Annotated in this window: 18 protein-coding genes; 12 read left to right on the top strand and 6 right to left on the bottom strand. The window is 70.9% G+C overall.

Features of this window, described 5'->3' with window-relative positions; translation table 11 throughout:
• Nucleotides 1-79: 79 nt before the first annotated feature.
• On the bottom strand, nucleotides 80-1,135 hold the full coding sequence (locus DVR07_RS14720; protein WP_115798022.1) for a bactofilin family protein: 1,056 nt from the start codon (nucleotides 1,133-1,135) through the stop codon (nucleotides 80-82).
• 177 nt (nucleotides 1,136-1,312) lie between these two features.
• Here DVR07_RS14720 and DVR07_RS14715 point away from each other — a divergent pair, with 177 nt between their 5' ends.
• The 5 genes from DVR07_RS14715 (at nucleotide 1,313) to DVR07_RS21730 (ending at nucleotide 5,885) form a co-directional block, all read left to right on the top strand.
• Nucleotides 1,313-2,326 carry a replication factor C small subunit gene (locus DVR07_RS14715; protein ID WP_115798021.1) on the top strand — a complete coding sequence of 338 codons (1,014 nt, stop codon included), beginning with the start codon at nucleotides 1,313-1,315 and terminating at the stop codon, nucleotides 2,324-2,326.
• A gap of 150 nt (nucleotides 2,327-2,476) precedes the next feature.
• Nucleotides 2,477-2,659: a hypothetical protein gene (locus tag DVR07_RS14710; protein WP_115798020.1), complete on the top strand. Its 183-nt coding sequence runs from the start codon at nucleotides 2,477-2,479 to the stop codon at nucleotides 2,657-2,659.
• A 164-nt stretch (nucleotides 2,660-2,823) separates the two neighbouring features.
• Entirely contained in the window at nucleotides 2,824-3,612 is a 789-nt protein-coding gene (locus DVR07_RS14705; protein ID WP_115798019.1) for an ABC transporter ATP-binding protein, read from the top strand.
• Complete coding sequence (locus tag DVR07_RS14700; protein WP_115798018.1) at nucleotides 3,609-5,309, top strand: hypothetical protein; 1,701 nt, start codon at nucleotides 3,609-3,611, stop codon at nucleotides 5,307-5,309. The genes DVR07_RS14705 and DVR07_RS14700 overlap by 4 nt, the downstream gene beginning before the upstream one ends.
• A gap of 189 nt (nucleotides 5,310-5,498) precedes the next feature.
• A complete protein-coding gene (locus tag DVR07_RS21730; protein ID WP_162829579.1) occupies nucleotides 5,499-5,885 on the top strand; it encodes a hypothetical protein in 387 nt (128 codons plus the stop codon).
• Nucleotides 5,886-6,007: 122 nt separating this feature from the next.
• Here the strand turns inward: DVR07_RS21730 and DVR07_RS14695 are convergent, their stop codons facing one another.
• The gene (locus DVR07_RS14695) at nucleotides 6,008-6,337 is read right to left on the bottom strand and encodes a YbjQ family protein (RefSeq protein ID WP_115798017.1); all 330 of its coding nucleotides are present in this window, start codon (nucleotides 6,335-6,337) and stop codon (nucleotides 6,008-6,010) included.
• Between the two features lie 154 nt (nucleotides 6,338-6,491).
• Between DVR07_RS14695 and alaS the strand changes: the two genes are divergently transcribed.
• The 3 genes from alaS (at nucleotide 6,492) to DVR07_RS14680 (ending at nucleotide 10,909) form a co-directional block, all read left to right on the top strand.
• Nucleotides 6,492-9,284 (top strand): alanine--tRNA ligase, encoded by a 2,793-nt coding sequence (gene alaS / locus DVR07_RS14690; protein ID WP_115798016.1) that lies wholly within the window; start codon nucleotides 6,492-6,494, stop codon nucleotides 9,282-9,284.
• 189 nt (nucleotides 9,285-9,473) lie between these two features.
• The gene (locus DVR07_RS21725; RefSeq protein WP_162829578.1) at nucleotides 9,474-9,836 is read left to right on the top strand and encodes a hypothetical protein; all 363 of its coding nucleotides are present in this window, start codon (nucleotides 9,474-9,476) and stop codon (nucleotides 9,834-9,836) included.
• A 74-nt stretch (nucleotides 9,837-9,910) separates the two neighbouring features.
• The gene (locus DVR07_RS14680) at nucleotides 9,911-10,909 is read left to right on the top strand and encodes a methyl-accepting chemotaxis protein (RefSeq protein WP_115798014.1); all 999 of its coding nucleotides are present in this window, start codon (nucleotides 9,911-9,913) and stop codon (nucleotides 10,907-10,909) included.
• A gap of 107 nt (nucleotides 10,910-11,016) precedes the next feature.
• Here DVR07_RS14680 and DVR07_RS14675 read toward each other — a convergent pair whose 3' ends face one another.
• Nucleotides 11,017-12,246, bottom strand: coding sequence for a YhjD/YihY/BrkB family envelope integrity protein (locus DVR07_RS14675; protein ID WP_205254535.1), 1,230 nt, complete (start codon nucleotides 12,244-12,246; stop codon nucleotides 11,017-11,019).
• 146 nt (nucleotides 12,247-12,392) lie between these two features.
• Between DVR07_RS14675 and dps the strand changes: the two genes are divergently transcribed.
• Entirely contained in the window at nucleotides 12,393-13,247 is an 855-nt protein-coding gene (gene dps / locus DVR07_RS14670) for a DNA starvation/stationary phase protection protein Dps (protein WP_115798013.1), read from the top strand.
• Nucleotides 13,248-13,249: 2 nt separating this feature from the next.
• On the opposite strand, the gene DVR07_RS14665 is transcribed toward dps, so the two are convergent.
• Complete coding sequence (locus DVR07_RS14665; protein ID WP_115798012.1) at nucleotides 13,250-14,413, bottom strand: HD domain-containing protein; 1,164 nt, start codon at nucleotides 14,411-14,413, stop codon at nucleotides 13,250-13,252.
• Nucleotides 14,414-14,556: 143 nt separating this feature from the next.
• Here DVR07_RS14665 and DVR07_RS14660 point away from each other — a divergent pair, with 143 nt between their 5' ends.
• Together DVR07_RS14660 and DVR07_RS14655 are read left to right on the top strand one after the other, a co-directional pair.
• The gene (locus DVR07_RS14660) at nucleotides 14,557-15,474 is read left to right on the top strand and encodes a winged helix-turn-helix domain-containing protein (RefSeq protein ID WP_115798011.1); all 918 of its coding nucleotides are present in this window, start codon (nucleotides 14,557-14,559) and stop codon (nucleotides 15,472-15,474) included.
• Nucleotides 15,475-15,559: 85 nt separating this feature from the next.
• Nucleotides 15,560-16,363, top strand: coding sequence for an alpha/beta fold hydrolase (locus DVR07_RS14655; protein ID WP_115798010.1), 804 nt, complete (start codon nucleotides 15,560-15,562; stop codon nucleotides 16,361-16,363).
• Between the two features lie 241 nt (nucleotides 16,364-16,604).
• Here DVR07_RS14655 and DVR07_RS14650 read toward each other — a convergent pair whose 3' ends face one another.
• A complete protein-coding gene (locus DVR07_RS14650; RefSeq protein WP_115798009.1) occupies nucleotides 16,605-16,937 on the bottom strand; it encodes a hypothetical protein in 333 nt (110 codons plus the stop codon).
• 199 nt (nucleotides 16,938-17,136) lie between these two features.
• On the opposite strand from DVR07_RS14650, the gene DVR07_RS14645 reads away from it, so the two are divergent.
• The gene (locus tag DVR07_RS14645; RefSeq protein ID WP_115798008.1) at nucleotides 17,137-18,705 is read left to right on the top strand and encodes a class I adenylate-forming enzyme family protein; all 1,569 of its coding nucleotides are present in this window, start codon (nucleotides 17,137-17,139) and stop codon (nucleotides 18,703-18,705) included.
• A 51-nt stretch (nucleotides 18,706-18,756) separates the two neighbouring features.
• Here the strand turns inward: DVR07_RS14645 and DVR07_RS14640 are convergent, their stop codons facing one another.
• Nucleotides 18,757-19,806, bottom strand: a complete 1,050-nt coding sequence (locus tag DVR07_RS14640) for a DHH family phosphoesterase (protein ID WP_115798007.1) — start codon at nucleotides 19,804-19,806, stop codon at nucleotides 18,757-18,759.
• Nucleotides 19,807-19,937 lie beyond the last annotated feature (131 nt).

The raw sequence follows: 19,937 nt of genomic DNA, 5'->3' as shown, positions 1-19,937 counted from the left end.
ACCTGAAGACGTAGATTCCGATACTGCACGAAGAACCGTCCCAGCTACTGCAATCCGGACGAGTGCTGCCCGGTCCCGGCTACACCACCGTCTCCCGGTCGTAATCGTCGTCGCGCCGGCGCCGCCCGCGGAGGCCGCCCCAGACCCCGAGCGCGAACGCACCCAGGCCCAGCAGGAGCACGAGGAACTGGATCAGACCGCCGAGAATCGGGACAAAGCCGACTATCGAGACGACGAAGACGCCGAGCGCGAGCGCCAGCCACCGGCTGTCGGCGTCGGTCAGCCCGAGCGCCCACGCCCCGAGCGCGAACGCGCCGTAGACGTAGCCGATCCACAGCGCGAGGGGATAGAGCAGGATGACGAGCAGGGCGAGGGGAATCCCGACCAGCGAGAGCAGCAGCAGGACGAACAGGACCGGAATCCCGACGAACGTCAGCAGCCCCACGCCGCCCGAGCGCAGCGGCGTCTCGCTCGCCCGCCCGGCGACGCCGGCGGAGAACCGCGGGAAGACGACGAGCAGTATCGCCCCGAGGACGAGGTTCGCGAGGAAACCGTAGACTCCCTCGACCCACGTCGGAACGATGGGGCCGGTGAAGCCGACGCCCTCGCCGAGGTTCGTGTCCTCCCGGACCTGGCCCGCGACCCGGGCGCCCTCCGCACGGTTCAGGGTCCCGTCGTAGACGAAGTCGCCGCCGACGACCGCGCTCGGCCCGAGGGTGATGGTGTCGCCGCCGACGGAGGCGTCCTCGCCGACCTCGCCGTCGATTTCGACGCTCCCCGCTCCCGCGTTCAGCTCCCCGCCGATCCGGCCGCCGGACGCGAGGACGACGTTGCCGCCGACCGCGCTGGCGTCGCCGGTCACCGTGCCGTTGATGCGGACGTTGCCCGCCATCGCCTGGAGGTCGCCGTTCACTCGCCCGGTCACGTAGACGTTGCCGCCGGCGGCGGTCAGGTCGCCGTTCACGGTCCCGCGGACGATGACCGTGCCGCCGAACGCCTGGAGCGGCCCGTCGACGGTCTCGCCGTCCGCGACCACGACGGTCCCGCCGGACCGGACCTCCTGGGCCGCGACGGGGGCCGGCACCGCGGCGAGCACCACGAGGACGCAGAGCAGGGCTGCGAGTCGTCTGTCCATGCTCGACCTGTCGACGGCCCGGGAGATATGGCTTGCGTCGGTATGCCGGATTTCGCGCGTTAAGCCCGTCCTATCGGGAGTCGAATCCCGGCGGCGGACCGTCCGGGCGAGCCGCCGGCCGCGACTTCCCGCCGCGACCTCGGGGAGTTTAAGACCGGCTAGCACCACGTCTCCCTCATGAGCGAGGTCGAGAGCGAGGGCGACGACGCGGCCGAGAGCGAGCCCGGCGAGCCGGCGGCCGGGCGCGACGAGATCTGGATCGAGAAGTACCGCCCCGGGACCCTCGAGGAGGTCGCGGGCCACGACGACATCACCGAGCGTCTCCGGCGGTACGTCGAGCGCGACGACCTGCCCAACCTGCTGTTCTCGGGGCCGGCGGGCGTGGGCAAGACCACCAGCGCGGTCGCCATCGCCAAGCAGCTGTACGGCGACGACTGGGAGAGCAACTTCCTGGAGCTCAACGCCTCCGACCAGCGGGGCATCGACGTGGTCCGGGACCGCATCAAGAACTTCGCCCGGTCGTCGTTCGGGGGCCACAGCTACCGCATCATCTTCCTCGACGAGGCCGACTCGCTGACCTCCGACGCCCAGTCGGCGCTCCGCCGGACGATGGAGCAGTTCTCGAACAACACCCGGTTCATCCTGTCGTGCAACTACTCGTCGAAGATCATCGACCCCATCCAGTCGCGGTGCGCGACGTTCCGGTTCGGCCCCATCGACGAGGCGGGCGTCGCCGAGCAGGTCCGGAAGATCGCCGACGCCGAGGGCATCGAGACCACCGAGGACGGCGTCGACGCGCTGGTGTACGCCGCCGACGGCGACATGCGCAAGGCCATCAACGCGCTCCAGGCCGCCGCCGTGATGGGCGAGGTCGTCGACGAGGAGGCCGTCTTCACCATCACCAGCACCGCCCGTCCCGAGGAGATCGAGGAGATGGTCACCCACGCCATCGAGGGCGACTTCAGCAGGGCCCGGTCGGTGCTCGACGACCTGCTCACGAACAAGGGGCTGGCGGGCGGCGACATCATCGACCAGCTCCACCGGTCGGTCTGGGAGTTCGACCTCGACGAGGAGGCGACGGTCCGGCTGATGGACCGGGTCGGCGAGGTCGACTACCGCATCACCGAGGGCGCCAACGAGCGCGTCCAGCTCGAGGCGCTGCTGGCGTCGCTGTCGCTGCAGGAGAGTTAGCGCGGGGCTGACTCGGCGGCAATCGGCCGTTTCGTCGGCGGGGCCGTCCGAGAAAACCGCTCCCCCGACGAAACCCCGCGTTGCGAACGAAAACGGTCCCGAACGGCCGCCTCGCTTTTACTCGGCTCCGTCGTACGTGACGAGGATACTATGGGACGCTATCCGAGAGCAGTACGGGACGCCCAGCTGAAGTGCATCGAGTGCAACGCGCCCGTCGTCGAGACCGTCGAGGGCAACTACGCCTGCGTGAACTGCGGGTCGGAACCGCTCAGCTCGCGGTCGGACGCGACCGCGGCCGCGTCGGAGGACGCGGCGTCCCCCGCCGACGACTGACGCGAACGTCTCCGCCGGCACGAGCCGCCGGAGTCGCGACGAACTAGACTTTTGTCACTGGTCGACCAACTGTGGCTCATGAGCCACTGCCCTCTCGAACCGACGACCGGCGACGTCCGAGGCCCGCTGGACGCTCGACGCACGCGAGCCCGATTCTCCCGACCATGAGCCCGAGCGCCCCAATCCGCACCGAGTCGCTCACCAAGTCGTACGGCGACGCGGTCGCGGTCAGCGACCTCACCTTCGCGGTCGAGCGCGGCGAGGTGTTCGGCTTCCTGGGCCCGAACGGCGCGGGCAAGACCACCACGATGCAGATGTTGACGACCCTGACCCGGCCCACCTCGGGCGAGGCGTGGGTCGCCGGCGAGCCCGTCACCGACCGCGACGCGGTGGTCGAGGAGCTGGGCTACATGCCCGAGGAGCCGCCCATCTACGACGAGCTCACCGGCCGCGAGCAGCTCGAGTACGTCGCCGGCCTCCGGGACCTGCCCGGGGCCGAAGCCGACGAGCGCGTCCGGGAACTGCTCGCGCGGTTCGACCTCGCGGACGACGCCGACGACCGCATCTCGACCTACTCGAAGGGGATGAAGCAGAAGACCGCGCTCATCCAGGCGGTGCTCCACGACCCCGCGGTCCTGTTCCTCGACGAGCCGACCTCCGGGCTCGACCCCCGGGCGGCCCGGACCGTCCGGAACCTGATCACCGAGCTCCGCGACGAGGGGATGACCGTCTTCCTCTCGACCCACATCCTGCCCGTGGTCGAGGAGCTGGCCGACCGGGTCGGCGTGCTCCACGAGGGCCGGCTCGTCGCCGAGGGGTCGCCCGAGTCGCTGACCCACCGGGCGGAGTCGGGCGAGGAGTCCACCCTCGAGGAGGTGTTCCTCGAAGTCACCAGCGAGCGCCCCGAGGAGGCCGAGCGCGCCGACGCCGGGGAGTCGGAGTTCGCCCGATGAGGGCTCCCGACCTCTCGCACGCGACCCGGATCGCCCGCGTCGAGTTCGTCCGGACCGTCCGGTCGATCCGCTCCAGCACGACCCGGACCGCCGCCACCGGTATCGGACTGCTCGTCTGGGTCCTCCTGCCGACGGTCGGCGGCGGCTACCTGGCCTACGAGTTCGGGCGGGCGCTGCCCGACCTCGGCCTCCCGTTCTCGATTCTCGACATCGTCCGGGGCGGGACCGCGGTCGGGTGGGTCGGCCTCGCGGCGCTGGCGGCCGCCCGGTCGGCCGGCGGGAAGGGCGAACTCGACTCGCCCACGGGCCTCCTGACGACCGTGCCCGCGCGGGACGCCGCGCTCGGCCTGCTGCTCGCGGAGTACGGCCGGATGCTCGCGGTGGCGGCGGTTCCCGTCGTCACCATCGCGGCGGCGCTCGCAGTCGGCGCCGGCGCCGTCGCACCCGTCGTCGTCGTGCCGGCGACCGCCGCGACGCTGCTCGCGGTCGCGCTCTCCATCGGCTTCCCGGTCGGCCTGGGCGTCAAGTGGGTCACGCTCCGGTCGCCGTGGCTGGCCCGCCACAAGACCGCGCTGCTGGTGGTCGCGTTCGGCCTCTACTTCCTCGCGGTCACCTCCGAGGCGCTCAACGACGCGGTCGCGACGCTCCAGCGCGTCCTCCGGGACACGCCGCTGGCGTGGTTCGGCGACGCCCTCCTGCTGGGGCTGCCGGGCATCGACGCGGTGCCGGCCCGCGCGCTGGGCGCGGCGGCGCTCGCTTCGGCGCTCGTCCTCGGGTTCGCGGCGGTCACCGTCCGCGCCGCCGCGACGGTCTGGTACGCCGACTCGGCGCAGGTCGACGACGAGGACGAGGAGGGCGAGGACCGCCCGGCTCGGCCGACGGGTGCGCCTGCCGGCGACGCACCCGCGACCCGACCCCGCGAGTCGACCCCGGGCCTCGGCGAGCGCGTGCTGACCGGGCCGCTCGGCGGCGTGCTCGCCCGGCCGACCCGGACCGTGACGCTGGCGGTCTGGCGCCGGACGAAGCGCTCGCCCATCCGGCTGCTCTACGTCGCCTACCCCCTGTTCTTCCTGTACGCGCCGCTCCGAACGGCGTTCGAGAGCGGCGTGCCGACCTCGTTACCGGTGCTGGTCGCGCTCTACGGGACGTGGGCGGTCGGCGCGACGGCGCTGAACCCCCTCGGCGACGAGGGGTCGGTGCTGCCGGCGACGCTGCTGTCGGGGCTCGACGGCCGCCAGTTCGTGGTCGGCCACGTCGTCTCGGCCGCGCTGGTCGGTGCGCCGGTCGTGGCGCTGGCGACCGGCGTCGCGGGCGCGCTGAGTCCGCTCTCCCCGGCCCGGTGGCTCGCGCTGACCGGTCTCAGTGCGGTGCTAGTGGTCACGGGCACCGTGCTGGCGGTTGGCGTCGGCACCCTCCTCCCGCGGTTCGGCACGGTCGAGGTGTTCCGGAGCCGCGAGGTCACGATGCCGAGCAAGGGCGCGTTCGCGGCCTACTCGGTCGCGCTGCTGGTCGGAACGGTCGGCGCGGTGGTCGCGCTGCTCCCGCCGCTCGCGGGGTTCGTCGCCGCGCTGGCCGGCGTCCCGCAGGCCGCGGTCCGGGTCGGCGGCGGCGCGCTGGCGGTGCTCGTCGGCGCGGTCGGCCCCGCGCTCGCCTTCCGATGGGCGAGCCGGCAGTTCGAGACGTACGTGGTGGACTGAGGAAGTCCGCGTTTCTCACTCGGTAGTCGGTCGCCCGACTTCTTCACTCAGCCCGAGTCCCGAACCTGAAAGCGCGGATTCGTCTAGTACGTGGTGCGGATTTACCACACTGGGATTGGCCCGTCTTCTTAAGTCTGTACCAGCACTGGATAGAAATTGGGGAAGGAGTACCGGCGACCACGTACAACCATGACCAACTATAACGGGCTGGAGTTCGGGGGCCAAGAGCAAGACTGGGGGAAAGGGGACGGAACTACCGGTGATGACCCGGTTACATTTGACTGTGAGTACTGCGAAGTGATTCTACAGACCCAGACTATCAAGGCGATGAAACACTGGGGTACCACCCATCTTGAAGCGCACAAACCCACACTTTTCGAGATTTTTGCCGGTAAAAGCCGTGGCAAACAGTGTCAAAACGACTGTGAGTATGAGTTCCCGGTCGGTGGTGACCAAGCGACCGGGTTTGAATGTCCACAGTGCGGCTACGATAATTTCGAAGATTTTGCCCATCGCTACCTCTACTGGCAAATTGACTACCCAGAAGACCGCCTCCTCAATTCTGAAAGGCACTAAGACATCTCCACATTGAACTGCTCAATACACGCTCTGTACTCACCGCGAATTTCACGAGGGAACCTGCGTCGGGGAATCCCACCGCTCTCTACCGGAGAGTGAGCGTTCTGCGCCCGCCGACGCTACTCGCTGCGCGTCCGGACCGCAGTACCCGAGAGGTTGACCCAGAGCATCCCCTCGGCCATCTCCTCGTAGTCGAACGACGCGCCGACGACGGCGTCTGCCCCCAGTTCCTCGGCCTCCGCCCGGATGTCGGCGACGGCTTCCTCGCGGCCCGTCTCGATCTTCTTCTCGTACGACCCGCTTCGCCCGCCGACCACGTCGCGGATGCCCGCGGCGATGTCGCTGACGACGTTCGCGCCGATGACCGCCTCGCCCGAGACGACGCCGAGGTACTCGGTGATCTCGCGGCTCTCTAAACTGTCGGTGGTGGTGATGGTGATGTCAGCCATGCAATCGGACGTGCGACCCGACCCGGCATAAGTTCGCCGTCATCGTCGCGGGTGCGACTCGGGCCGGCGCGGGGTCCGAACCGGGCACGGCGCCCGAACGAGTGACGAACTTGCGGAACTGTTTTACGCGCTCGTTGGCGAAATACGCACAATAATGAGCGAACTCGAAGAGGAGTACCGCCTCGAGTATTTCGAGGAGGAGGGGTTCGTCAGGAAGGAGTGCACCGAGTGCGGTGACTTCTTCTGGACGCGCGACCCCGACCGAACGACCTGCGGCGAACCGCCGTGCGAGACGTACCAGTTCATCGACGACCCCGGCTTCGACGAGGAGCACACCTTGGAGGAGATGCGCGAGGCGTTCCTCTCGTTCTTCGAGGACCACGACCACGAGCGCATCGAGCCGTATCCGGTCGCGGCCAACCGGTGGCGCGACGACATGCTGCTCACCATCGCCTCCATCGCCGACTTCCAGCCCCTCGTCACGTCGGGCCAGACCCCGCCGCCGGCCAACCCGCTGACCATCAGCCAGCCCTGCATCCGGATGCAGGACATCGACAACGTGGGCAAGACCGGCCGTCACACCATGGCGTTCGAGATGATGGCCCACCACGCGTTCAACGCCCGCGAGGACATCGAGGACCCCGACAAGTACGCCTACCAGGGGGAGGTGTACTGGAAGGACCAGACGGTCCGGTACTGCGACCAGTTCTTCGAGTCGATGGGGGCGAACGTCGAGGAGATCACCTACATCGAGGACCCGTGGGTCGGTGGGGGTAACGCCGGCCCCGCCATCGAGGTCATCTACAAGGGGGCCGAGCTCGCCACGCTGGTCTTCATGTCGATGGAGCAGGACCCCGACGGCGAGTACGAGATGAAGGACGGCAACCGGTACTCCAAGATGGACACCTACGTCGTCGACACCGGCTACGGGCTGGAGCGGTGGACCTGGGTGAGCCAGGGCACTCCGACCGTCTACGAGGCGGTCTACCCCGAGATGATCTCGTTCCTCAAGGAGAACGCCGGCATCGACCACTCCGACGAGGAGGAGGAGCTGGTCCACCGCGCCTCGAAGCTCGCGGGCCACATGGACATCGACGAGGCCGAGGACATGGAGGCCGCCCGCGACAACATCGCCCGAGAGCTCGACGTCTCGACCTCGCGGCTCGAGGACCTGCTCGAACCCCTCGAGGATATCTACGCCATCGCCGACCACTGCCGGACCCTCGCGTACATGCTCGGCGACGGTATCGTGCCGAGCAACGTCGCCACGGGCTACCTCGCCCGGATGGTGCTCCGCCGGACCAAGCGGCTCTGCGACAACGCGGGCGTCGACGCCCCGCTCGACGAGCTCGTCGACATGCAGGCCGAGCGGCTGGGCTACGAGAACCGCGACACGGTCCGGGACATCGTCCGGACCGAGGTCGAGAAGTACCGCGAGACCCTCGAACAGGGCGGCCGCCGGGTCGAGCGCCTCGCCAAGGAGTACGCCGAGAAGGGCCAACCCATCCCGACCGACGAGCTGGTCGAGCTGTACGACTCCCACGGCATCCAACCCGACATGGTCGAGGAGATCGCCGCCGAGTTCGGCACCGACGTCGACGTGCCCGACGACTTCTACAGCGTCGTCGCCTCCCGCCACGACTCCGGCCAGGCCTTCGAGGAGGAGGTCGAGGAGGACGACCGGCTGGCCGACCTGCCCAAGACCGAGCGCCACTTCTACGAGGACCAGTACGGCACCGACTTCGAGGCCGTGGTCCTCGACGTGCTCGAGCGCGAGGACGACGAGGGCGAGGCCGCCTACGACGTGGTGCTCGACCAGACGATGTTCTACCCCGAGGGCGGCGGCCAGCCCTCGGACCGCGGCACCCTGACCACCGACGAGAAGACGGTGCAGGTCAGCGACGTCCAGATCGTCGACGGCGTCATCCTCCACCGGACCGACGAGCCGGTCGGGAAGGGCGACATCGTCCGCGGGAAGATCGACCGCGAGCGCCGCCGCCGGCTGATGCGCCACCACACCGCGACCCACATCGTCGTCCACGCCGCCCGCGAGGTGCTGGGCGACCACGTCCGGCAGGCCGGCGCCCAGAAGGGCGTCGACAGCTCGCGCATCGACGTCCGCCACTACGAGCGCATCGACCCCGAGACCCGCGAGGAGATAGAGCGGGTCGCCAACGAGCTGGTGATGGAGAACACCTCGGTCCAGCAGGAGTGGCCCAACCGCCACGAGGCCGAGGAGGAGTACGGTTTCGACCTCTACCAGGGCGGCATCCCGGCGGGCCAGAACATCCGGCTCATCCACGTCGCGGAGGACGTCCAGGCCTGCGGTGGCACCCACGTCCGGCGCACGGGCGACGTCGGCACCATCAAGCTCCTGAACACCGAGCGCGTCCAGGACGGCGTCGAGCGCATCACGTTCGCCGCCGGCGACGCCGCCATCGAGGCGACCCAGCGCACCGAGGCCGCGCTGGCCGAGGCCGCCGACGTTCTGGACGTCGCCCCCGACGAGGTGCCCGAGACCGCCCGCCGGTTCTTCGACGAGTGGAAGGACCGCGGCAAGCAGATCGAGGAGCTCAAGGAACAGCTCGCCGAGGCCCGCGCCGCCGGCGGCGACGGCGGCGAGGAGGTCGCGGTCGGCGACGCCACCGCGGTCGTCCAGCGCATCGACGCCGACATGGACGAGCTCCGGGCGACCGCCAACGCCCTGGTCGATGAGGGCAAGATAGCGGTGCTCGGCAGCGGGGCCGACGGCGCGACGTTCGTGGTCGCGGTCCCCGACGGCGTCGGCGTCAACGCCGGCGAGGTCGTCGGCGAACTCGCCGGGAAGGTCGGCGGTGGCGGCGGCGGCCCGCCGGACTTCGCGCAGGGCGGCGGCCCCGACGCCGACAAACTCGACGAGGCGCTCGACGAGGCGCCCGAGGTGCTGAAGCAGGTCCAGAACGCCTGACGAACCCCCGATAGGATTCTTACTGCGACCCTCGATTTCGACTCGGACGATGAGCGACGAGTCCCCCTTCCGCCGCGTCTCGGTGGCCGACGTCTCGCGGCCGACCGTGATTCCGGCGACGCTGTCGGTCGAGACGCTGGAGGGGGAGGTGACGGCCGGGACCCCCGCGTCGATTCGGGTCGAACTCCGGTGGACCGGCGACGAGGCGGTGACGCTGAAGGCGGCCCGCCGCCGCTCCAACTCCCCGCCGTCGACGACGCCTCGGACCCGACCGTCGCGCTCGTCCGGCCCGGGAGCTTCGACCGTGACGGGACGCGACCGGAGTGCTGGCGCGCGGACAGGGACCCCGACGAGGGATTCGGGCGCGGCCTGGGCCTGTGGGTGAACGAAGTCGAGCGCGGCGACAGCTTCGCCTGCGAGGCAGAAATCTGGACCGACCATCGCGCCGAGGGCTGTCTCCCGCCCGGGTGCTACGAGTTCGCGGACCGCACCCACGTCGTCGAGTGGGATGCGATCGCCGAGTGGGCCTTCGAACTCCGACTGACCGAGTAATCGGTCGAACGCGCGGCCGGTTACCTTACCAGTTTGGTACCGATGTTTTTGTTCCGGGGTGAATCCGGTTTCGCATGAGAAAATCCGAACAGATTCGACCGGGCGACGGCGACGACGCGAATGCAACGCGCAGGAGCGAGGAACCGATCGCCGAGGTAGACGGCGAAGCGGACCTCGACGCCGACGTGGAACAGGACATCGACGAGAACGCGGGGTACGACGACACAGCCGCCAGCGAGATCCAGACGTCGCTGTCCGAACTCCAGGAGTCTTCGGAGGAGATCGCGTCCCGGACCCACGAGATCACGGACCTCGCGCTCGAGCAGTCCCAGGGGATGTCGCAGGTCTCCGAGGAGGTGTCGAGCCTCAGCGCCGCGGTCGAGGAGATCGCCTCCTCGACCGAGGAGGTCGCGTCCGGCGCCAAGCAGGCCCGCAAGCGGGCCGAGGACGGCCAGGAGTCGGCCGCCGACGCGGTCGAGACGATGGAGGGCATCCGCGAGGCGGCCGAGAGCGTCGCGACGGACGTCCGGACTATCCGCGAGAGCGTCGAGCAGATAGACGAGGTGGTCGAGGTCATCGACGACATCGCCGAGCAGACCAACCTGCTGGCGCTCAACGCCAACATCGAGGCCGCCCGCGCCGGCGACGCTGGCGACGGGTTCGCCGTGGTCGCCGAGGAGATAAAGTCGCTCGCCGAGGAGTCGCGGTCCCGGGCCGGCGAGATCGAGTCGGAGATCGACCGGATACAGACCGACACCGAGAACGCGGTCGAGAGCCTGACCGAGAGCAACGCCCGCATCGACGAGGGCATCGACACGGTCGACGGCACGCTCGACCACTTCGACGACATCGCCGACGCGGTCCAGGAGGTCACCCAGGGCGTCGAGGAGGTCGCGACCGCGACCGACCAGCAGGCCGCCAGCACCGAGGAGGTCGCCAGCATGGTCGACCAGACCGCGGCGAACGCCGACGACATCGCGGACCAGACCCGCGACATCGCCGGCGAGATCGACGACCAGACCGACCAGATCGAGGACATCAACGGCGCGGTCGACGAACTGGTCTCGGACTGAGAGCGAGTATCCTCGCACGTCGTCGCGTCGACCCTCCCGGTCGAATCGAGCCACGCCAACCTCGTTTCGGGCCGTGAATCCTCGCAGTTCTCCGCCGCTCCTCGCGACTACTCCCGGTCTCGGAACAGCCACCGCTTCGTCCGCGCCCAGACCGACCGGCGCTGACGTCGGAGCCGCAGCGCCAGCGCGTCGTTCCGCCGCCGCAGTCGGTCGTTCTCCTCCACGAGCCGGTCGTTCTCGGCTTCGAGTTGCGCGACCGTCTCCCGGAGGGACTCGGTGTCGGCGTCGAGTTGCCGGTCGGCCCGCCGGAGGTCCGCGCCGGCGTCGCCGACGCGGCCGACGCTGGCCCCGGCGCCACAGGACTCGTCCCGACCCCGGGCGGTCCGAAGGCGTCCAACCGACGGCGGGCGCCGGTCCTCGGCCGTCGGTCGCGCGTCGGCGTTCGACGCGCCAGCAGGCGGGACGTCGGCGCTCGGCGGGTCAGACCGCGGCGGGTCGGCGCTGACGTCGTCGGTGACGCCGAGCGCGTGCTCGTCGCCGGTCCGCCCCGCGAGGACCGCGTTGAGCACCGCGCCGACCAGCAGGACCAGACCGCCGAAGTAGAGCCAGATGAGCAGGATGAACGCGCTCCCGAGGGCGCCGTAGACGGCCTCGTAGCGCCCGGCGAGGGTCACGTACGCCTGGAACGCCGCCTCCAGCACGCCCCACCCGACCGCCGCGAAGACCGCGCCGGGGAGCACCTCCGCCGGGGTCACGTCCGCGTCGGGGAAGACGTAGTAGACCGGGAAGAACGCGACCGTGAGGCCGACGACGAGGAACAGCGGGTTGAGCACGTCCCGGTACGGCAGGGTCGGGACCAGCGCGACCACCGCGGCGGCGGCGAGGAAGACGACGGTGGCGACGCCGAGCGCGGTGAAGACGACGACGGCGTTCTCGAACTGGGCGAGCAGGGGCTTGTTCGACTTCGTGCCGTATATCTCGGAGAACGCCACGTCGAGCCCGCGGAATATCTTCGACATCCCCCAGAGGAGCGTCGCCGCGCCGACCACCGACACGCCGGTCTGGGCGGTGGCGACGTCGAGCGAGCCGACCACCAGTTCGCGGGCGTACGGCGTGAGGAACGGTTCGGTGACCCCGGCCAGCGCTGCCGTGAACGCCGCGCTGTCGACGATCGACAGGACGACGAGCGCGAGCAGCAACAGCGGCAGCAGCGAGACGAACGCGTGGTAGGCGATGCTGCCCGCCATGAACGTGATGTTCTCGTCGTGAACTTCGCGGAGCGTCTCCCGGACGACCCGCCGGAGCTCGCTCGCGTAGGCGCTCGCCCGGCCCCCCATGCACTCCTTCAGGGTCGGGTGCGCCAAAACCTCGTCGCCCGAGCGGCCGCTCGTCTACGACCTTCGCGGACGTTCCTCTCGGCGCCCTTGCAGGTCGCCCGAACCTTCTTCCGGCGCGTCGTCGTCCCCGGAACGGGGGAGAACACGTGAGCACGCAACGACGACCGCCGACCGGACAGCGACAGGAACGTGGACAGTCCCAGCAGGGGAGCCAGCAGGGCCAGTCCGCCCGGCAGAGCGGCGCGTCGCGGGGCAACGCCCGGCGACCGCCGCGGACGTACCGGACCGCGGTGGGCCTCCCGGACGAGACCCGTCGGGCCGTCGTCGGGATGCTCGACCAGAGCCTCGCCGACACCACGGACCTGATGACCCAGGCCAAGTTCGCCCACTGGAACGTCAAGGGGATGAACTTCTACCAGCTCCACCTGCTGTTCGACGAGGTCGCCGAGACCCTCGAGGAGCACGCCGACATCATCGCCGAGCGCACGACCGCGCTGGGCGGCGAGGCGTCCGGCACCGTCCGGATGGCCGCCGCGAACAGCCGCATCCCCGAGATTCCGGCGGACGCGGTCACCGGGCCGGAGTACGTCGCCGCGCTGGTCGAGCGCGTCGGCGTCCACGCCAACAACCTCCGGCGCGAGATCGAGCGCGCGGTCGAGGAGGGCGACGAGGACACCGCCGACCTGTACACCGAGCTCTCGCGGGAGGTGGACAAGCAGCTGTACTTCCTGCAGTCGCACCTCCAGACCGTCGAGCCCGAGCGGATTCCCGAGAGCCCCGGCGCGTCGATTCGAGGCCAGCAGTCCCAGGGCGGGGCTCCGTCGCAGTACCGCCCGCAGTCACAGGGGCAGCAGGCGCAGGGCCAGCAGCCGCAGAACCGACGGGCGCAGGCCGGACAGGAGCAATACCACCAGCAGCCCCGGGGCCAACAATCCCAGAACCAGCAGGCGCAGACAGGCCAGCAGTCCCAGCAGCGGCGGTACGGACCGCCGCGGCGGTAGGGTCAGCCCTCGATACCCAGCACCCGCTCGGCCGCCGCGCCGACCTCGGGGACCTTCTGCTCGGGCGCGTACACCCCGAGCCGCCACTGGGCGCGGCCCGCCGCCCGCAGCCCCTCGACCAGCGGCGACTCGTCGGCGAGCCGCCGGACCTCGCCGTCCACCACCACGCGAGTCGAGGTCTCGGGCATGCTCGGCTCGCCGGGGGTGTCGACCAGCACCGACTCGGGCGCCACGTCGGCCGCGTCTGCGATCTCGCGCTCGAACTCCCGGACCGCCTCGCGGTCGGCGCTGACCGCGTCGTCGGGCACCGCGTCGAGCTTGGCCCAGACCGCCCGCTTGTAGAGGTCGCGCTGTTCGAGCCGGCGGGCGGCGTCGGCGGTGGCCGGACAGTCACGGAGCGCGCCGAGCAGCCGGTCATCGGTCATCCGGGCGAACGCCTCGGCGGTGAGGTCGGTCGAGTCGAGCAGGCGCTCGCCCGCGCGCTCGAGCATGGCGCCCGCGATGCGCGAGACGTGGTGGCGGTAGACGGTCGCGTTCATCAGCGCCCGGGCGACCAGCGTCCCCTCGGCTGTCTGGACGTTGCCCTCCGAGAGGACGAGGCGGTCGTCGCGGAACCGGAGCGCCGCCAGCAGCCGGGAGTGGTCGATGGTGCCGTAGGGGACGCCGGTGTGGTGGGCGTCCCGGACCAGGTAGTCCATCCGGTCGACGTCGAGCTCGCCCGCGACCAGCTGGCCGAGCCGGCCCTCGCCCGCCACCAGGTCGGCGACCTCGGCCGGGTCGAGGTCGTGTGATTCCAGCACCTCGGCGAGCCGGCCCGCCCCGAGCAGGTCGCCGACCTCGTCGTGGTGCCGGCCGAGCCGGCGCTCGATGATGCCCTCGGTCTGGTGGCCGTAGGGGCCGTGGCCCGCGTCGTGGAGCAGCGCGGCGGCCCTGACCGCCTTCGCGCGGTCGGCGTCGACGTCGAACTGCGAGCACGCCTCGCGGGCGAGGTGGTAGACCCCGAGGCTGTGCTCGAACCGGGTGTGGTTCGCGGAGGGGTAGACCAGCCGGACCGTGCTGAGCTGCTTGATGTGGCGGAGCCGCTGAAGCTCGGGGGTGTCGAGCAGGTCCGCCGCGAGGTCACAGACGGGGACGTGGTCGTGGACGCTGTCCTTGATGGCCTTCATGCGGTCGGATTGTCGCAGGGCCGATAAAAAGTGTCCGTCTCCGCGAGTTCCCGCGCGGTCAGTCGAAGACCCGTCTCGCGGTGCTCCGCTCCGCGGTTCCCGAAGAGGTTTGGCGGACGACTGCGTGGGTCGGGACAGCGACCATGTCCGAGGAACTGGACGTCAGGACCGACTCAGAACTCGACGCCGACGACGCGTTCACCCTGCTCGGCGACGAGACCCGGCTCGCGATACTCCGCGCGCTCGGTGACGCCGCCGAGCCCGGGGAGGTGACGCCGCTCTCGTTCTCGGAGCTGCGCGAGCGGGCCGACGTGGCGGGGAGCGGCCGGTTCAACTACCACCTCGGCGAGCTGGTCGGCCACTTCGTCGAGAAGGTCGAACGGCCCGACGGGCCGGCGGGCTACCGCCTCCGGTTCCCCGGGGTCCGGGTGTACCGGACGCTCCGGGCCGGGACGTTCACCGAGAGCCTCCGGGTCGAGCCCTTCGAACTCGACTCCGACTGCCACGCCTGCGACGCCCGGCTCGAGGCCGAGTACCGCGACCTGGTGTTCCGAATCGAGTGTCCCGACTGCGAGAGCAGCTACTACCACTGCCACCTGCCGCCGAGCAGCATCGACCCCGACTCGCGGGCCGCGACCCTCCGGGTCGTCGACCGGCGCGTGCGGGACTACCTCTCGTCGCTGTCGAACGCCATCTGCCAGTTCTGCTCGGGCCGGATGGACATCCGACTGCTCGACCCCGACGAGGACCACCGGTACGCCGACGACGCCGCCAACGAGGTGCTGGTCCGCCGGGAGTGCGACCGCTGCGGATCGTTCCACTACACCCGGGTCGGCGAGCACCTGCTCGACCACCCCGCGGTGGTGTCGTTCTGCTACGAGCGCGGCCTCGACCTCTCGGCCGAGTACGTCTGGGACCTGGAGTTCGTCTCGTCGGACAACAACACCGAACTCCTCGGCGCGGACCCCTGGCGGGTCGCCGTGACCGTCGAGGCCGGGGGCGACCGACTCCGCGTCGTCGTCGACGAGTCGTTCGACGCAGTCGACGTCGAGGAACTGTGACGCCGGATTGGGACCGCCCCGACTTTGACTCGCGCACCGCGGCGGGAACGAACCACTGAAACGCCCCGACCGCGAACCCCCGACCATGCCTCTCGCGGACTCTGACGGCGTCGCCATCCACTACGAGGTCGGCGGCGACGGCGGGTCGACCGCCGACGCGCCGGTCGTGCTGCTGGCCGACGCTGGCTACGGCGCCTGGCAGTGGAGCTGGCAGTTCCCCGCGCTGGCGGGCCCCTTCGAGGTGCTGATTCCGAGCACCCGGGGCACCGGCGACTCCGACGCCCCGGGCTCCTACGCCGTCGCCGAGATGGCGGCCGACGTCGACGCCGTTCTGGCCGACCGCGGCGCGCGCAAGGCCCACCTGGTCGGCGCGGGACTGGGCGGGATGGTCGCGCTGCGGTACGCGCTCGACTTCTCGCGCGCCCGGACGCTGACGCTGCTCGGGACGTCGCCGGGCGGTCCGCGGGCGACGGCGGTTCCCGACGACGTCCGGGACCGCCTGCTGGCGAGCCCCGACGACCCCGACTCGCTCCGGCGCTCGCTCGACCCGGTCGCCGGCGAGGAACTGCTGGAGACCGACGATTTGGTCGACCGGATAGTGGCGTGGCGGCGCGAGGAGGACGCCGACCCGGCGGCCCAGCGCGGCCACCTCGACGCGATGGCCGACTTCGACGTCGGCGACAGCCTCTACGAGATCACGGTCCCGGCGCTCGTGTGCCACGGCGAGGACGACCGGGTGGTCCCGGTCGAGAACGGCCGCCTGCTGGCCGACGGCCTCCCGAAGGGCGAATTCCGGCGATTCCCCGGCGAACACCTCTTCTACGTCGAGCGCTCGAAGGCGGTCAACGACGCTGTCGTCGGGTTCCTGACCGACCACGCCGACGACTGACCCGGCGCCGGCGCTTCTGCGGTCGAACGCGCCGTCCCGGGAGCTATCCCAGTACGACCGCGAGGACGACGAGTGCGGCGAGAAGTTCCCCGACGAGGACGATCACTACGCCCCCGAGTTTCACCCGCTCTCTCGTCGCGCTCGACCCGCCGGCTCCCGTCGGAAACGGTACCCCGACAGCCGGTGCTCGGTTCCGCGCGTGCAGTGACTCCCTGGTTGTTCGGTCTCCCGTCATGGTTCGTCAGTACGGGTCCATGTCCTGGCCGGGCGCGAGCGGAACTGCGCCTCGTGCCGACGACAGGTCGGACGCGCTTCCGCCGGCCCCCGCGACGAGGGTCGCGTTGTCGATTGGGAAGGCGAACGCCGACAGCGTGGCGCCGACGCCCGCGGTGACGTTGTTAATCGGGAAGTCGAACCGCGTCCCGTCGACGAGGCTCCCGCCCGGCTGGCCGACGCCGGTCTGTGGCTGTGCCGCGGTCGGACCGAACGTCCCGGCCCCGGCACTCGCGAGTGCGAGTCCGAGCAGGACCACTGCGATGGCGATGCGATCTGCGATGCGGTCGTTCTCTTTCATCACGGTTTACTTCTCGGCGCGGTAGCGCGATGGAGGTGGACGCTTAGTACGGAAACTGGACGCCGAAACGACAGCTCTAGGTGTCTAGAACCGCCGCCACGCCCGGACGAACGAGGTGGCTTCCCTCGCGGCGCGTCGCGACGCTCCGGTCGCCTCCGCCGCAACAACGCCTACGTCCGCTGACGCCGAACCTCCCGCCATGACGCTCTCGCTCGAACGCCGGGCCGCGCTCTGGGGGGACCGAACCGCGATCGTCGACGCGAGCGCCGACCGGCGGGTCAGTTACGCCGACCTCGAGTCCGAGGCCGACGCGATGGCCCGCCGGCTCGCCGCGCTCGGCGTCGGGCCGGGCGACCCGGTGGCCGTGCTCTCGCGCAACCGGGTCGAGACGCTGGCGCTGTTCTTCGCGGCGCGGCGGCTCGGGGCGGTGTTCGCCCCGGTGTCGTACCGGCTCACGCCGGCGACCGTCGAGGAGCCGCTGGCGATCGTCGACCCCGCCGCGGTCGTCCACGAGGCGGCCCAGCGCGACCTGGTCCGGGAACTGCCCGACGACCTGACCCACACCTTCGAGGAGCTGGGCCGGCACGACGGCGAGTCGTACGACCGCGTCGACCCCGGCCCCGAGGACTCGCTGGCGTACCTCCACGCGAAGAGCGAGGCCGACCGGCCGGCGGTCGGCGAGGAGCCGGGCGCGAACCGGCGCGGCGAGTCGCTGAACGAGGACCCGACGACCGCGCCGCGCGTGGTCGACCTCCCGGCGCGGACGGTCGAGTGGAACTGCGTCACGGCGGCTGCGGCGTGGGGGCTCGGCCGGACCGACTGCGCGCCCGCGACGCTGCCGCTCTCGGACGCCGACGGGCTCCTCCGGCTCGCCCTCCCGCTGCTCTACGTCGGCGGCCGGGTCGTCGTCCTCCGGGCGTTCGACCCGGAGGGCGCGCTCGACGCGGTGGCCGAGGAGGGCGCGACCGCCCTCTTCGCCGGGGGGACCGAGTACCGCGAGCTGGTCGAGAGCGAGGCGTTCGGCGCGACCGACTTCGGGAGCGTCGACTGGGTCGGCACGCGGTCGGCGCTGCCCGCCGACGTCCGCGAGGCGCTGGCCCGGAAGGCGCCAGTGGTCCGGACCTACGGCCGGGTCGAGACCGGCCCGAACAACCTCTACTGTCCGCCGGCGGGCGGGAACAGTGGTGACCGTACGAGCGACCCGGACCGCGTCGGCCGGCCGTTCCCGGACTGCGAGGTCCGCCTCGCCGACGAGGGCGGCGACCCGGTCGACGACGGCGAGGTCGGCGAGCTCCGGTTCCGCGGACCGGTGACGCCCCGGGGGTACGTGCAGGGGGACGCGGACGGCGAGGGCAGTGACAGCGGCGACAACGCAGACGCCGGCGGCGAGCCCTTCCCGGAGTGGGTGCCGACCGGCGACCTCGCCGTCCGCGAGGGCGGGGACTACTACCTCCTCGGGCCGGCGCGCGAGGGGTTCGAGTCGGCGTCGGCCCGGGTCCACCCCCGGCGGGCCGAGCGCGCGCTGGAGTCGTGCGAGGGCGTGACTGCGGTCGGCGTGGTCCCCGACGCCGAGGGCGCGCTCGCGGCGTTCGTCGGCGACGCCGACCCGGGCGACCTCCGGGACGCCCTCGCCGCGGAACTGCCCGACGACGTGGCGGTCCGGGAGCTGAACCGGGTCGAGTCGCTCCCGCGCCGCTCGACCGGCGAACTCGACCGGGCGGCGCTCCGGCGGGACCTCTCGGGCGAGGAGCGAATCGACGAGGAGTGAGGCGAGTCGCCGGCGCGGGACTCGCGTCCCCCTCGATTCGGCGACCGCGCCCTACGCCCCATCGCTCCCGCTTCCGGACTCGCCCCCGTCGTCGCCGAGCTTGAGCCCCGCGATGAGCCGGTTCGTGATCACCTTCACCACGATGTCGACCAGCTCCGCGTCTGTCCCGTCGGCGGTCAGGTCGGCGAACACCCCGAGCGGGACCTGGCCGCCGGCCATCTCGCGGTGGCCGCCGGCGCTGCCGACGTCGTCGAAGATGTCGTGGAGGGCGTTGCCGATGTGGACTCGGGTGTCGGTCGAGCGCGCGCTGAGCTCGATCTCGTCGTCGACGAGGCCGAAGACGATGGCGGTCTCGACGCCCTCCAGCGTGGCGAGGTAGTCGGCGGCCTGCGGGAGCGCGTCGCGCTCGCTCGTCCGGCCGACGTGGGAGATGAGCACCGACCCGCGGACGGTCCGATTGTCCACCGCGTCGGCGATGGCGTCGACCGTCGCGCCGCTGACCGCGGGCGTCGAGAGCCGCCGGAGCATCTCCATGTCGGCGTGGTCGTGGAGTAACTGGGCAGCGCCGTACTCCTCTCGGGTCACGCCCCGGAGGAACCCCAGCGTCTCCCGGCGGATGGCGAACAGGAGTCCGGTCGCCAGCGTCTCGTCGAACTCGACGTCGAGGGCGTCGACGTACTCGGTCATGATGGTCGCGGTCGCGCCCGCGGCCTCCCGGTGGTCGACGAACCGGGCCGCGATATTCTCCGCGGGGTGGTGGTCGACCACGACGTCTATCTCCACGTCCTCGGGCACCTCGTTGTTCACCCCCGGCACCGAGTGGTCGACGAACGCGACGAGGCTGTCCTCGGCCCGGTCGCGCACGCTCGCGGGGTCGAACTGGGTGAGGTCGAGGTCGAGCAGATTGACGAACGCCCGACTCTGCTGGTGGGAGATGTCGCCGCTGTAGAGGATGCGCCGCTCGTCGATGCCGGCGTGGGCGGCGATGCGGCCGAGCGCGAGCGCGCTCGCCAGGCAGTCGGGGTCGGGGTTGTTGTGGCAGACGATGGTGAGTTCCTCGCCGCCGGCCAGGAGGTCGAAGAGGGACTCGGCTTTGCTCATCACCCCGCTCTACTCGGTACAGTGCCAAGAGGTTGTGCACGGGGCCGGTCGCGGTCCGAGACGACGGGGGATTCGGCTCCCGGCCTGCGACCGCGAGTCGTGTCTGCGTGCATTACTATTTCCGGCCGGGA

The sequence above is a fragment of the Halorussus rarus genome (genome assembly GCF_003369835.1).
In the GTDB taxonomy this organism is placed as follows: domain Archaea; phylum Halobacteriota; class Halobacteria; order Halobacteriales; family Haladaptataceae; genus Halorussus; species Halorussus rarus.
Note: the sequence above shows the minus strand (reverse complement) of the source record. Positions and strands in the feature narration are given on the sequence as shown.

What these genes read in the sequence shown, in the direction of transcription:
- DVR07_RS14720 (WP_115798022.1), bottom strand. Translation starts at nt 1,135, where the DNA reads ATGGACAGACGACTCGCAGCCCTGCTCTGCGTCCTCGTGGTGCTCGCC.
- DVR07_RS14715 (WP_115798021.1), top strand. Translation starts at nt 1,313, where the DNA reads ATGAGCGAGGTCGAGAGCGAGGGCGACGACGCGGCCGAGAGCGAGCCC.
- DVR07_RS14710 (WP_115798020.1), top strand. Translation starts at nt 2,477, where the DNA reads ATGGGACGCTATCCGAGAGCAGTACGGGACGCCCAGCTGAAGTGCATC.
- DVR07_RS14705 (WP_115798019.1), top strand. Translation starts at nt 2,824, where the DNA reads ATGAGCCCGAGCGCCCCAATCCGCACCGAGTCGCTCACCAAGTCGTAC.
- DVR07_RS14700 (WP_115798018.1), top strand. Translation starts at nt 3,609, where the DNA reads ATGAGGGCTCCCGACCTCTCGCACGCGACCCGGATCGCCCGCGTCGAG.
- DVR07_RS21730 (WP_162829579.1), top strand. Translation starts at nt 5,499, where the DNA reads ATGACCAACTATAACGGGCTGGAGTTCGGGGGCCAAGAGCAAGACTGG.
- DVR07_RS14695 (WP_115798017.1), bottom strand. Translation starts at nt 6,337, where the DNA reads ATGGCTGACATCACCATCACCACCACCGACAGTTTAGAGAGCCGCGAG.
- alaS (WP_115798016.1), top strand. Translation starts at nt 6,492, where the DNA reads ATGAGCGAACTCGAAGAGGAGTACCGCCTCGAGTATTTCGAGGAGGAG.
- DVR07_RS14680 (WP_115798014.1), top strand. Translation starts at nt 9,911, where the DNA reads ATGAGAAAATCCGAACAGATTCGACCGGGCGACGGCGACGACGCGAAT.
- DVR07_RS14675 (WP_205254535.1), bottom strand. Translation starts at nt 12,246, where the DNA reads ATGGGGGGCCGGGCGAGCGCCTACGCGAGCGAGCTCCGGCGGGTCGTC.
- DVR07_RS14665 (WP_115798012.1), bottom strand. Translation starts at nt 14,413, where the DNA reads ATGAAGGCCATCAAGGACAGCGTCCACGACCACGTCCCCGTCTGTGAC.
- DVR07_RS14660 (WP_115798011.1), top strand. Translation starts at nt 14,557, where the DNA reads ATGTCCGAGGAACTGGACGTCAGGACCGACTCAGAACTCGACGCCGAC.
- DVR07_RS14655 (WP_115798010.1), top strand. Translation starts at nt 15,560, where the DNA reads ATGCCTCTCGCGGACTCTGACGGCGTCGCCATCCACTACGAGGTCGGC.
- DVR07_RS14650 (WP_115798009.1), bottom strand. Translation starts at nt 16,937, where the DNA reads ATGAAAGAGAACGACCGCATCGCAGATCGCATCGCCATCGCAGTGGTC.
- DVR07_RS14645 (WP_115798008.1), top strand. Translation starts at nt 17,137, where the DNA reads ATGACGCTCTCGCTCGAACGCCGGGCCGCGCTCTGGGGGGACCGAACC.
- DVR07_RS14640 (WP_115798007.1), bottom strand. Translation starts at nt 19,806, where the DNA reads ATGAGCAAAGCCGAGTCCCTCTTCGACCTCCTGGCCGGCGGCGAGGAA.